Source organism: Pseudoalteromonas sp. NZS71 (assembly GCF_015864715.1).
Taxonomy (GTDB): domain Bacteria; phylum Pseudomonadota; class Gammaproteobacteria; order Enterobacterales; family Alteromonadaceae; genus Pseudoalteromonas; species Pseudoalteromonas arctica.
This window is the reverse complement of sequence record NZ_JADYWS010000008.1, coordinates 83081-96044: the sequence shown is the minus strand read 5'-3', so window position 1 is coordinate 96044 and position 12964 is coordinate 83081. Positions and strand designations below refer to the sequence as shown.

The following is a 12964-nucleotide window of genomic DNA, read 5'->3' as shown; positions in this document are numbered from 1 at the left end:
ATGCATCCCCTTTTAGAAAAAGCTCAGGAAATCAAACTGAAACTTAATTGGTCTCTGATTTTTGGTGTGAGCTTTTTTCTGATAGTTGTAATTGGCTTAGTGCAAATTACAACAGGTGTATCGGATTGGTTAGTTGAAAACAAAGATGCTCAAATTAAGCACCTTACAGTGCAAGGGCAGCCTAAATACACAGATGAAACGGCAATTATAAAAGCGATTAAAAAAGCCGATTTAAGTAGTTTTTTTGAACTCGATGTCAAGCATGTGCAGCAGCTAGTTCAAGACTTACCCTGGGTTGCTACCGCTTCGGTGCGTAAACAATGGCCTGATACTATACAAGTATATGTTGTTGAACATGAAGTAGTAGCACATTGGAATAGCGACTTATTGCTCAACCAAAGTGGTCAGGCATTTCAAGCCAGCAGCGATAAGTTAGATCATGACTTACCGCAGTTATACGGCCCAGAAGGCAGCGAAGAAGAAGCGTGGATTGCTTTTAAGCAATTTGATGAAATGCTAAAAGTTAACGGCTTAACGTTAACAAGTTTGGCATTGTCGGAGCGCTTTTCGTGGCAACTATGGTTAGATAACGGAATACGTTTAAATTTAGGACGTAAAGATAAAGCCAAGCGTGTACAACGTTTTATAGACGTTTATCCACGAATGGAACAACGTGCAGATGCACAAGTAGATACAATAGATTTACGGTATGATACCGGCCTTGCAGTCAGCTTTAAGCCAGTGCAAGAAGAACAATTACAAAATAAGAGTAAGGCATGACTAAGTCAGCAGAAAGAAACCTAGTAATAGGGTTAGACGTTGGCACCTCGAAAGTGGTTGCCACGGTAGGTGAAATCACCGCAGATAACAAGCTCAGCATTGTTGGTGTGGGCAGCCAAGTATCTCATGGTATGGATAAAGGCGGCGTTAACGATTTAAACTTAGTGTCTGAGTCTATTCGCCGAGCAATAGACGAAGCCGAGTTAATGGCTGATTGTCGTATTAGCTCTGTGTATTTGGGTATTTCTGGCAAACATATACAGTGTCAAAATGAAAGTGGCGTGGTGGCAATTAATAACACTGAAGTCACTGACGAAGACATTGAAAATGTAATTCATATTGCGCGTTCTGTGCCTATTTCGGCAGAACGTAAAATGCTGCATGCATTGCCGCAAGAATACAGTATCGACATGCAAGAGGGCATTAAAAACCCACTTGGTATGAGTGGTGTTCGTATGGAAGCGCGTGCACACATTATTACGTGCTCAAACGATATGGCAAAAAATATCGAGAAATGCGTAGAGCGCTGTGGTCTTGAAGTCGATCAACTTATCTTTACTGCATTAGCGTCATGTTATTCTGTACTAACAGATGACGAAAAAGAGCTAGGTGTTGCAGTACTTGATATTGGTGGCGGCACTATGGATATCACCATTTATATTAATGGCGCACTTCGTCACTCTGCGGTTATTCCAGTGGCGGGTAACCAAGTTACTGGTGATATTGCAAAAATATTTCGCACACCTATATCACATGCCGAGTCACTCAAAGTACAATACGCATGTGCTAGTAGCCAAATGGCAAGTAGCGAAGACACAATTGAAGTACCAAGTGTAGGCGGACGACCAGCAAGGTTAATGTCGCGCCATACATTATCTGAGGTGGTAGAGCCTCGTTTTAGAGAATTATTTGAGCTTGCGATGGAAGAAATTCGTCGTTCAGGCTTAGAAGACCAAATTGCGGCAGGTCTCGTTATTACAGGCGGAACTGCTAAAATGACTGGCGCGATGGAAGTGGCAGAAGACATCTTCCAAATGCCAGTAAGAATAGGCAAGCCAATCGGGATGGTTGGTTTGACAGACTATGTAGATGATCCTTCGTACGCAACCGCTGTTGGTTTGTTACAATACGGGCGTACCATGCAATCGATGAATGCACAAAAGTCGAAAGCAGAGGATAACAATAATTGGTGGAACCGCATTACTAAATGGTTCCAAGGCGAGTTTTAAGACTCAAGTCGGAGAGTAAACATGTTTGATATAATGGAACAACACAGCGAAGAAGCTGTAATAAAAGTAATCGGCGTGGGCGGTGGTGGCGGTAACGCTGTTGAGCACATGGTAAAACAACAAATAGAAGGCGTGCGTTTTATAGCCGCTAATACGGATGCGCAAGCATTACGTAACTCTGCTGCCGATATTACAGTTCAGCTAGGCACGCAAATAACCTCTGGGTTGGGTGCGGGCGCAAACCCTGAAGTAGGCCGTAAGTCGGCTGAAGAAGATGCAGATACAATTCGTGCCAGCCTTGAAGGCGCCGATATGGTATTTATTGCAGCCGGTATGGGCGGTGGTACAGGTACTGGTGCTGCACCGGTAGTTGCTAAAATTGCTAAAGAACTCGGTATTTTAACCGTTGCAGTTGTAACACGTCCTTTTGATTTTGAAGGTAAAAAACGTGCAGCAGCCGCTGAACAAGGCATTAACGAATTGTCAGAAATTGTAGATTCACTTATTACAATTCCGAACAATAAATTGCTTAAAGTTTTAGGAAAAGGGACTACACTTCTAGATGCCTTCGCTAAAGCTAATGACGTATTATTTGGTGCGGTACAAGGTATAGCAGAGCTAATTACACGTTCTGGTTTAATTAATGTGGATTTCGCCGATGTTAGAACTGTAATGTCTGCAATGGGTACTGCAATGATGGGAACGGCGTCTGCGTCAGGTCCTGATCGTGCACAAGAAGCAGCAGAAGCGGCTATCTCAAGCCCACTACTAGAAGACGTTGATTTAACAGGTGCTAAAGGTATCTTAGTTAATATCACCGCAGGTATGGACATTGCGATTGAAGAATTTGAAATTGTTGGTAATCACGTTAAAGCACTTGCGTCAGAAAACGCAACGGTTGTTGTTGGTGCGGTAATCGACCCAGAAATGACTGATGAGCTACGTGTAACGGTTGTTGCAACTGGCTTAGGCGGCGATCGTCGTCCACAGTTTGGTATTGTTGATAACGGCTTTAAAAAAGCATCAGGTTCTGATGTTGCAAGCACATCAAACCAAACGAGCAGTATGTACGTACCAAGCTTTGCAAGCCAAGATACAAACACTGAAGAAAACACCGCTAAAGCGCAAACGCAAAGCAAAGAAAAAGCGCCTACAACTAGTTCAAGCAGTGCATCAAGCTCTTCAGCACAAAATAGTAAAAAAGCGGATAAATCAGAAGGTGGTGATTATTTTGATATCCCCGCTTTTTTACGTAAGCAGGCTGATTAACATTTAATAATACTTTTGTTTGAAATATGTACAAATATTGAAAGGCAAAAGGATTTATGTTAAAATCCGCCATATAACTGTAACTGATTTAAAAGTGAGCATACCTATGATTAAACAGCGTACGATTGCAGAAGTAGTTAAAGCCATAGGAATTGGACTTCATAAAGGTGAGAAGGTCACAATAACTCTCCGACCTGCGAGCGCAAATACTGGGATTGTATTTCGTCGTGTCGACCTTGATCCGGTTGTTGATTTTGAAACAACACCTGAAGCCGTTGGTGATACGCAGTTGTGTACCTGTTTAATTAACAAAGATGGTGTTCGCTTATCGACTACTGAGCATCTTATTGCAGCCGTTGCTGCAATGGGAATTGATAATCTAATTGTAGAATTAGATAGCTCAGAAGTGCCGATTATGGATGGTAGTGCATTACCATTCATATATCTGTTACAAAAAGGCGGAATTGAAGAGCAAAACGTTGCTAAACGCTTTATCCGTATTAAAGAAAAAGTACGCATTGAAGAAGGTGATAAGTGGGCTGAAGTTGAACCATATGATGGTTTTCATATCGACTTTGAGATTGCATTTAACCACCCAGCTATCAATGAAAGTCGCCAACGTATTGGGTTGGATATAACAACGCAAAGCTTTATTGAAGAAATTAGCCGTGCGCGTACTTTTGGATTTATGAAAGATATTGAATACATGCATGCAAACAACCTAGCGCTAGGTGGTAGCATGGATAGTGCTGTGGTACTTGATGAGTTCAAAGTTTTAAATCCTAACGGTTTACGTTATAGCGACGAGTTTGTTAAGCACAAGATATTAGACTGTGTTGGTGACATGTTTATGACAGGCCATAACCTTTTAGGTAAAGTAACTGCATTTAAATCGGGTCATGATTTAAATAATAAATTACTTCGTAAAATTATGGCTACAGAGTCAGCATGGGAGTGGGCAACATTTGAAACGCCTGTGACGATGCCTGCACCCGGTCTTGAGTTAGCTCCAGCCTAAAAGCAGTAAAAGAGCAGCTCGAAAAACAGTTATAAAAAATGACGCTAATTAGCGTCATTTTTTTGTGTGAAATTTAATAGCTCTATACTTTATTATAGCTCCAAAAGAGCTTGTAACTGATTTAAACTAGCTACGGTATAGGTTGGCTTTATTCCGTCGGCTAATTGCTCACCAGGGTGCTGTAACCAGCAAGTATCAATACCAACATTGTTGCCGCCAAGTATGTCACTTGCAGCAGTATCACCCACCATAAGTATCTCGCTTTTATCTGGGTTACCCATTAGCTCAAATGTGTGCTCGAAAATCGCTTTATTCGGTTTTGCTATACCTACAAGTTCAGATATAACTAACCATTCAAACATATCTTTTAAGCCAGTATGCTCAAGGCGTACGGTTTGTAAGCGGGCAAATCCGTTAGTAATAATACCTAATCTAGCATTTGGCTTAAGTTTATTTAAAAGCTCAATAGCACCAGGTAATGGCTCGCAAATTTGCGCCATAGAATCTAAAAAAGCATCGTTTAGCTCTTTTGCTGGCACATTAAGTTTTGAAGCCCACTCATTAAAGCGTGTTACTTGTAAGTAATCTGCGCTAATAGTGCCATTTTGATAATCAACCCACAGCTGCTTATTGGTTTTTTGATAATGAATATAATCGTCTTGGCTAAAATCTACGTTGTAAGCTTTAAACATGCGAGTCATGCCCGCTAAAATATCAAACCTAAATAAGGTTTCGTCTGCATCAAACAATACATAGTTGTACTTCATTAAACTTCCTAAATTAATTTGTTTGGCCGTATAGCTCAGGGTGTAAAAAAGGCGCCATAGCTAAAGTGAGTGCTTGTGTATAGGTACTTTCGCGCGTGGCATGATTGTTGGTAAGTAGACCAATAGCGCCACCTTTTTGTTTAACGTTGGTGGTATTAAATGCTTTGTCCATTACATCGCCAAGTTCTTCACCTTTAAGTAATGCATTATAAAGTACTTGGGGTAGAGGAAGGTTGCTGCTACGCCCTACAACTTGATTTAAGGCATTATCAATAACTACGTAAGCAAAGGTTGCTGCACCATAGTTAAATTGCTCTGCACCACCTTCCATTGCAACGTAATAGTGAGCTTGGTGGTGCTCTTTGCAATAATTAACACGGTTTTGCGCGCCAATACGTGTTTCGTCTTCGCCAATAGGCTGATCGGGCACGTCTGAGGGAGCATTCACACCTTCACAGTCAATGATACATTCTGGAAAATACATAGTAAAAATATGTTTAGCGGCATTTATTTTTACAGGATTTTTAGAACCGACAATAATTTTTAATTGTTGTGACATGCTGATCTCACCTTGAGCAAAATCAGCAGTGTACGTGAGTTAGCTTTAACAAAAAAGAGTCGGTAATCAAATAGGTAAATCGAGTGGTGCTAGGTTTTCCAGTGCACGCTTTTTCAAAATAATATCTTTAATTAATGGGGTAAGTACAAGCTCCATAGCCAAGCCCATTTTACCGCCTGGTACTACAAGTGTATTTATACGAGACATAAAACTGCCTTCGATCATCCGTAAATAATAAGGAAAATCAACATCATCAATACCCCTAAAGCGAATAACTACAAAGCTTTCATCGAGTGATGGAATATCTTTGGCGCTAAATGGATTTGAGGTATCAACAGTAGGCACCCGCTGAAAATTAATATGGGTACGAGAAAACTGCGGGGTAATATGATTTATATAGTCATCCATACTGCGCACAATAGAGCCCATAACCGCTTCGCGAGAATGGCCTCGTTCGGATGTGTCGCGTATTAATTTTTGAATCCACTCAAGGTTAATAATTGGAACCATGCCTATTAATAAATCGACATGCTTTGCAACGTCTACATCTTGATCAACTACGCCGCCGTGTAACCCTTCATAAAACAATATATCAGTATTACTATCAAGGTCTTGCCAAGGAGTAAATGTACCCGGTAATTGATTATATGGGACGGCTTCATCAAAGGTGTGTAAGTATCGGCGTAACTTACCTTGGCCTGTTTCACTATAGTTTTCAAACAACGCTTCTAAAGCACCAAAGTCATTTGCTTCTCGGCCAAAGTAACTAATATGTTTATTTTCTTGTTGTGCTTCACGTACTTTTTTATCCATTTCAGGGCGAGTGTAACGATGAAAGCTATCTCCTTCGATAAAAGCCGCTTCAATATTAAGGCTACGGAAAATATGTTTAATTGCATTGGTTGTGGTGGTTGTACCCGCACCAGACGAACCCGTAATCGCAATAATAGGATTTTTAGCTGACATGTTAATTCTCTTTTTTAGGACCAGGTTTTATAACCAGACTAAACTTAACATTATTTTAAGCCGTTTGGGTATCTTAAGAGTTGACTGACTTAGCTCAAGTGACGTCATCAGCAAATAACGTTATCATGAGGTGCTTAAAATTAAAACGAGAGAAAGCATGAAACTTATTAAACCATTACTTGGGATATTTTCTATAGCAGCGCTTAGCCCAATTATGGCGCAGGCTAGCATGCCAAAAAGCCAAGTATTACTTGCTGATTTAAATACGCCTTATGGGGTACAAGTTAATATAGTGAGTGATAAAAACAGTTATAACAACCAACCGCACTTAACAAGTACAGGTTTATACTTTACTCATGAGGTGATTGCAGGTGAGCAAAGCCAAACCGATATTGCTTATTACGATTTAACATCAAAAAAAGTTATTAATATCAGTAACTCTCCCGTAAGCGAATATTCACCAACGGTTATGCCAAGTGGTGATGCAGTATCAGCGATTGTTGTAGAGGCAGATGGTAAGCAAAAACTGTGGCAATACCCACTCAAAAGCGAAGATGCGCCAAGTCGTATTTTTGATTGGATTGAACCTGTTGGGTACCATGCATGGGGTGTTCAAAATGATTTAGTAATGTTTATTTTAGGAAAGCCTCACACTCTTCAATATACTTCTGTTGCACAAGCTAAGGGGAAAATAGCTGCCAGTAATATTGGCCGAACGCTTATTTATAACAACTCTACAGCTGCATTTTTATTTAGTTACACTAAAAACGAGCAACATATTTTAGCGAGTTTTAATCCACAGGATAAACAAGTTGAAGACCTACTAAGGTTACCTGCTCAAGTTCAAGATTTTATTTTGAAAGATGATGCAACTATCGCTTATGCTATTAAAAACCGCGTTTATCAGCGTAAACTTGATGGAAGTAATGAAGTATCGCAATGGCTTAATTTAAGCACCTACTGCGAAACAAATATAACAAGAATGAGTTACAACAATGAAAAACTCGCTTTTGTATGTGATATAACGCAGTAAAGCAGACAAATAAATTCAGATTTTATTGTGTGTATGCGTTAATCTAATACGCAAATTAACTAATAGGGATTACACGTGGCTTATAGTGCAGACGAGCTGACAGAACAGCTCATTAAATTACAGTGTAGAAGTAATTTTAAGATTAAAAATATTGCAGAGTACATGTTAGTAAACTCTAAAGAAGCATTTTATACCCACAGCGAAAGCGGCAAGGGGAAAATAGTAATTCGCCCAGCATTTGAGGTGTTTAGCGATGACTTTAGTGATATTGATGGCGTAACTCGTGCGCAAGGCTACTTTCATAGCAGCGAGATGACACGCTTTCCTACACGTATTTTTAAAAGTGCTCAGCCTATTCACTACGGTGTTGCGTTTAAAATAAATTCTGAGCAAGCAGCCAAAGATTTTATAGCTAAACTTACAATGATTATTGGTAATTAATAAAGCAAAAATATAAACGTAAACATAAACGTAAACATAAACGTAAAAAGCCGCCGAATTTATATTCAGCGGCTTTTGTGTTTTTATAGCTTAATAAACTTAAGGGTTACTTACTTTTTAAGAAGCTATTAACCGATTCTAGTTCACGTGTTTTAAGCGCGATACAATCGTTTGTGCTTTCTTCAAGCTTACTTAATGTACGAGCGTAACCGGCTACATCGGCTACTTTTTCGTTAAAAAAGGTCTTTGTTTTAGCTAAGCTTTCTGCATTACAACTCGCCGTTGTAAAGTACGGCAAGTTAGGAATAAAGAAAGGCGGTAAGCTTGCTGTTACTTTATCGTAGTTACTGTAAACCCAGTCAATAAATAACGCTTGGCGCTCATCTGTATAACTTTGACCTGACAAAATAGTACGCATGTCAGATGCAGTTACTTCATCCGTTAAGCTATAAGCTAATACCGCTTTTTGTAATTCAGGTTTGCCAAAAAAGCCCATTGCAGCAAGCATGTTAGTGCGTACTTGTGGATCTTTCGTTGTTTTAAACGTTGTCATGAATTGATCAAGCAGCGCTTTGTCACCATGAAAAGCAGCAAGAGTTAAGTACGTACCCGCTAAGTAAGGATCTACTTTTTGTGGATCATTTAAATAAACTTGTGTTTGTTCTTTCGCTTTACTGATTACGTTTTGATCTTCACCATCAAAACCTAAGCGTGATACAACGGCCGCACGAAGTTGTGCAATAGCTCCGTCTTCTCCCGCCTTAGCTTCTAAACCATATTTCTTAGCTGCAGGCGTTACTGCATTACGAATAAATTCAGGCCATAGGTCTTTATTGCTATCGTCTTTAAAAGTACGTTGTTGCGATACTAAGTAACCTAGCGCGGTATTTGCTACGCGAGGGTGGCTATCGCTTACGAACACTTCAAGTGTTTGCATTAACTTAGCAGCAGATATAACACCAGCGTCAAGTAGTGCATCAGTAGCCGATAACAACGCTAAGCGTTCACGGTCACTCAGTACGCTTGGCGCCTTTTTAACAAGTGCGCTAAATTGTGCGTCATCCATTACCCAGCGGTAGTAGCCTAGTGCACCCTGATCTGGATAAATCCATTCTGGCTCAAAGTCTAAGTCTAGCGTTTGGCTTTGTTTATTAAGTAATACATTTGCTGTTTTTACTTTATCGCCAGCACCATATTTAATTGCAACCGGTACATTCCATAACTGCTCTGGCGCATCAACGCCTGCATTTACAAAGCGGCTTTGTGAAATAGTTACTTTGCTGCCTTGTTGAGTTACTTTAACTAGTGGGAAAGAAGACTGTTCAATAAACGATTTTAAAACACTCGCTACGTCTTTATTTGATGCTTTACCAAGTGCTTCCCATAAGTCGGCCGCTTCTGCGTTTTTATATGAAAACTCTTTTAAGTAGCTTTGAATACCTTTTTGAAATGCATCTTCGCCAATCCAGTTTTCAACCATAGCAAGTACTGAGCTGCCTTTACTGTAAGCAAGACCTAAACCATCCATAATGTCAGCTTCGGTTTTAATTGGCTTACGAATAGGCTTGGTGCTTAGGCGTGCATCAAGTGCCATTACGTTGTTTTGTGGCAGGTCTAAGTGCGATTCAAACTCAGGGTTAAGCTGCTTAGTAATTTTTGCAGCCATCCAGCTAGCAAACGCTTCGTTTAACCATAAGTCGTTCCACCATTTCATGGTTACTAAGTTACCGTACCATTGGTGAGCAAGTTCGTGAGCAATAATTGATACATTACGTTGTTTTTTACTGCGTGTTGCGGCAGCTAAATCAACCAATAAAATATCTTCTCTGTAGGTCACTAAGCCTGAGTTTTCCATTGCGCCAAATGGAAACTCTGGTACCGCTACTGAGTCTAATTTTTTGTAAACGTAAGGGATACCAAAATACGCTTCAAGTGCGCCCAGTACTTTTGGCATATTTTCTTTTGCGTATTGGGCTAAGTGAATTTTACCTTGAGGGGTAATTACACGACCAGGAATTGGCATGCCTTTAATTTCTAATTCTTCAAACGGGCCAACAGCCATCGCTACTAGGTATGAAGGGATTGGCGGTGTTTTATCAAAAAAGTGTGTGGTCATATCGCCATTAACTGTTGTTTTTAACTCTGGCGTATTTGAATATACTTTTTGTGATGTAGGCGCAGTAATCGTTAGCTGAAATGGAATTTTGTAACTTGGCTCGTCAAAAACAGGAAATGCACGGCGTGCATCACTCATTTCAAATTGAGTAAATAAGTAAGGAGTGCCTTGGTCTAATGTTTTGTATAAACCAACACTTTGACGGTTATATGGCGCTGAAAAATCAACTTTAAGTGTGTATTTACCTGGTTGAATTTGCTCATCACAGCTAAATTTTACTTTACCTGTTTTAAGCATTTCATTGTTTAAATCACAGTTTTCATCACCAAGCAGTTGCGCCATTTTAACAGCGTAAGCTACGCCATTTAACTCAATGTATTTTGTTGGTTTTAGTACTTCTAGGGCAATCTCAGTCATCCCTGTGAATGTATCTTGGCTCGGGTCGAGTGTTAACGACACCTGTTGTGAACTTGGTTTTGCGAGTTTTTCAATAACGAATTCGTTAGCGTTTGCAGCACCCATTGCCAAAGCAACGCTCACTGTTAAGAGGCTTTTAAGAAACATAGTGATCCCTAGATTGTTGTTGTTAGAAACTACCCTAAATAGGCTTTTTTATGCTCATATAATTAGGGGGTTAGATATCCTAACAGTTTTTTTAAATAGAGTAATTGATTATAACGGTGACTTTAAGGGGAAATAGTAACAAAGTTTGTCAGTGGCTTTCGCGCGTTATAAAACGCTGCCAATGCAGGTGTGAGTTAATAATACGTATTTGTTGGACAACGGTATTTAATAAGTGGGTATCGCTAAACACATCGTGTGGATACTCGTTAAAACCCATCAAGTAATTAAAGGCGTCTTTAGAGTTAGCTTGTAGGGCGTATATACGCACTTGTTGCTCAAAGTTAAGACGAAGACTGCTTATTGCTGTTTTCATACCGAGTTGATCTACGTTTGGTATATCACATTTTTGCAGATAACCGGCTCGCTCACCTTCGCCTGAAAACCAAATGCGGACTTTTTCACTGTACCTGCCAGTTTTAGCCGGTAAGTCGAACATTAATCGGTGTTGGTTTTGCGATTTGATGAACGTTATATATTCATTAAATCCAGCATTTATAAGTGCTTGATGTACAGGAACTAAGCGAGGTTTTATTTTACCGTGGGTATGAAAATTAAAGCATAAGACGTTTTTTTCAAGGGACAGATCGTCAAGCGTTAAATAACCAATCTCATCGCTATAAGCACCACTATAATATGCAATTAAAGGGAGCCAAAAATGCCAGTGTTTTGGTTGCTCTCGTGCAACTTTAAAATCACCGTATATATATCCATTATAAAGAGTGTGCAGTTCCATGGCTGAAAAGGGCCGGCGACCAAGATGGGTTTTCAACGTAATACCTTGAAAATAATGATGTGTTTTATTTTATACCCAACTAGCAGTAGATGCTAGTCGGGTTTTATCCGCTTTTAGAGTAAAGCGTATAAAGTATTATTCACTCAATGCGCGAGCTAAACCTGTAGGTTCAATTTCTGCACATACTTGGTCGTCATTCCAATTGATACCAACAAGTGCGTTATCTTCATTTAAGTCTTCAACCCATGCATCTAAAAATTCATCAAGGTTGATTTCTACTGGGCTGTAATCTTTCCACTCTTCTTTACACTGTGCTTTAGCTGCTGCTTCACTTTCCCAAAGCAGTAGTACGTCAGTTTCGTCAAATTGGTTAGAATCGCACACTACAAAGCCATTATCTTCTGCACCAAGTGCCCAAATTACTTCGCTAACACGTACTTTTTCTACGAAGTTAACTAGTTGTGATTCAATTTCGATATCGCTCATGTGTTTACCCTTTTAAATTAGTGACGAGGATTGGTGTCTATTGCTGCTTGGCGCTCGTCATATTGCTTATGAAAAGCAACAAGCGCTGAATGCTGACTAAAGTCAGCTAATTCGCGAAAGCAAATCCAATCAAGCAGGCAGTATAAACTGATGTTGAGGTATTCACAGCTTTTAAATTCTTCATCGCTTAAATGGGTATTTAAAAAGCTTAATGTTTGTTCAATACGTTCGTTTTGCAGATTAAAAAATAATTTATCGCTTTTGGTGTCAAATCCAGAACGTTTACATAACACCATTTCTACTAACGAATCGTTACAAGCATTTATAGTCGTAAGTAAGTGCTCTTGAGGCCACGTTAGTTTTGGCTGACCTGTTTTTTCAAGTAAATAACGCAATATAGAATTAGAGTCACTAAGAGTTAAGTCGCCATCTACCAGTATTGGGATTTTTCGAGCTGGATTTTTACTGGCCATAGTAGGGCGATCTTGCTCAGAAAATATATCGAGACTTACAAGCTCTAGTTTGCAGCTGTTTTGTTGTGCCCAAATTCTAATGCGGCGCACGTAAGGTGAAGGTACAGAACCAATTAATTGCATAATTACTCCATAAAAAAGCCGCATAAGCGGCTTTTATCAAATGTTACTTACAGTACAGTTAAATTTATTCTGAACGGCTAGTAACTTCAAGTAAATGATAACCAAATTGAGTTTGCACAGGGCCTTGTACTTGATTAATTGGTGCAGAAAACACAACTTTATCAAACTCTGGAACCATCATACCAGGGCCAAACTCACCAAGAGCACCGCCATCCTGACCTGAAGGACAATTAGAATGTGCTTTTGCTAGTTCAGCAAAGTCTTCGCCTTGCTCAATTTTTGTTTTTAAGTCTAAGCATTGTGCTTCACTGTCTACAAGTATATGTCGTGCGCTTGCTACTGTCATA

General features: G+C 39.7%; 14 protein-coding genes. 6 read left to right on the top strand and 8 right to left on the bottom strand.

Going from position 1 to position 12964, the window contains the following annotated elements:
- From I6E85_RS07140 to lpxC, 4 genes are all read left to right on the top strand, one after another.
- Window positions 1-780 carry a cell division protein FtsQ/DivIB gene (locus I6E85_RS07140; protein ID WP_024590214.1) on the top strand — a complete coding sequence of 260 codons (780 nt, stop codon included), beginning with the start codon at window positions 1-3 and terminating at the stop codon, window positions 778-780.
- Entirely contained in the window at window positions 777-2009 is a 1233-nt protein-coding gene (gene ftsA, locus I6E85_RS07135) for a cell division protein FtsA (protein ID WP_007582937.1), read from the top strand. Before I6E85_RS07140 ends, ftsA begins: the two co-directional genes overlap by 4 nt.
- Window positions 2010-2030: 21 nt before the next feature.
- Window positions 2031-3278, top strand: coding sequence for a cell division protein FtsZ (ftsZ, locus tag I6E85_RS07130; RefSeq protein WP_007582938.1), 1248 nt, complete (start codon window positions 2031-2033; stop codon window positions 3276-3278).
- Between the two features lie 106 nt (window positions 3279-3384).
- The gene (gene lpxC / locus I6E85_RS07125; RefSeq protein WP_007582940.1) at window positions 3385-4296 is read left to right on the top strand and encodes a UDP-3-O-acyl-N-acetylglucosamine deacetylase; all 912 of its coding nucleotides are present in this window, start codon (window positions 3385-3387) and stop codon (window positions 4294-4296) included.
- 92 nt (window positions 4297-4388) lie between these two features.
- Here lpxC and yjjG read toward each other — a convergent pair whose 3' ends face one another.
- The 3 genes from yjjG to I6E85_RS07110 all read right to left on the bottom strand — a co-directional run bounded on the left by yjjG (window position 4389) and on the right by I6E85_RS07110 (window position 6588).
- Window positions 4389-5063, bottom strand: coding sequence for a pyrimidine 5'-nucleotidase (gene yjjG, locus I6E85_RS07120; protein WP_165724736.1), 675 nt, complete (start codon window positions 5061-5063; stop codon window positions 4389-4391).
- A 13-nt stretch (window positions 5064-5076) separates the two neighbouring features.
- The gene (gene yjjX / locus I6E85_RS07115) at window positions 5077-5622 is read right to left on the bottom strand and encodes an inosine/xanthosine triphosphatase (protein ID WP_197236757.1); all 546 of its coding nucleotides are present in this window, start codon (window positions 5620-5622) and stop codon (window positions 5077-5079) included.
- Window positions 5623-5688: 66 nt separating this feature from the next.
- Window positions 5689-6588 (bottom strand): phosphoribulokinase, encoded by a 900-nt coding sequence (locus I6E85_RS07110; RefSeq protein ID WP_007579904.1) that lies wholly within the window; start codon window positions 6586-6588, stop codon window positions 5689-5691.
- Between the two features lie 157 nt (window positions 6589-6745).
- Here I6E85_RS07110 and I6E85_RS07105 point away from each other — a divergent pair, with 157 nt between their 5' ends.
- A complete protein-coding gene (locus I6E85_RS07105; protein WP_197236756.1) occupies window positions 6746-7621 on the top strand; it encodes a hypothetical protein in 876 nt (291 codons plus the stop codon).
- 75 nt (window positions 7622-7696) lie between these two features.
- Window positions 7697-8062, top strand: a complete 366-nt coding sequence (locus tag I6E85_RS07100; protein ID WP_007579906.1) for a hypothetical protein — start codon at window positions 7697-7699, stop codon at window positions 8060-8062.
- A gap of 106 nt (window positions 8063-8168) precedes the next feature.
- On the opposite strand, the gene I6E85_RS07095 is transcribed toward I6E85_RS07100, so the two are convergent.
- The 5 genes from I6E85_RS07095 to I6E85_RS07075 all read right to left on the bottom strand — a co-directional run bounded on the left by I6E85_RS07095 (window position 8169) and on the right by I6E85_RS07075 (window position 12963).
- A complete protein-coding gene (locus tag I6E85_RS07095) occupies window positions 8169-10742 on the bottom strand; it encodes a M1 family metallopeptidase (RefSeq protein WP_197116502.1) in 2574 nt (857 codons plus the stop codon).
- Between the two features lie 148 nt (window positions 10743-10890).
- On the bottom strand, window positions 10891-11571 hold the full coding sequence (locus I6E85_RS07090; protein WP_024590219.1) for a hypothetical protein: 681 nt from the start codon (window positions 11569-11571) through the stop codon (window positions 10891-10893).
- Between the two features lie 99 nt (window positions 11572-11670).
- The gene (locus I6E85_RS07085) at window positions 11671-12021 is read right to left on the bottom strand and encodes a DUF2750 domain-containing protein (protein WP_007579911.1); all 351 of its coding nucleotides are present in this window, start codon (window positions 12019-12021) and stop codon (window positions 11671-11673) included.
- Between the two features lie 17 nt (window positions 12022-12038).
- Window positions 12039-12617, bottom strand: a complete 579-nt coding sequence (locus tag I6E85_RS07080) for a glutathione S-transferase family protein (protein ID WP_007579913.1) — start codon at window positions 12615-12617, stop codon at window positions 12039-12041.
- Between the two features lie 64 nt (window positions 12618-12681).
- Entirely contained in the window at window positions 12682-12963 is a 282-nt protein-coding gene (locus tag I6E85_RS07075; RefSeq protein ID WP_002958009.1) for a peptidylprolyl isomerase, read from the bottom strand.
- Window position 12964: the final 1 nt, after the last annotated feature.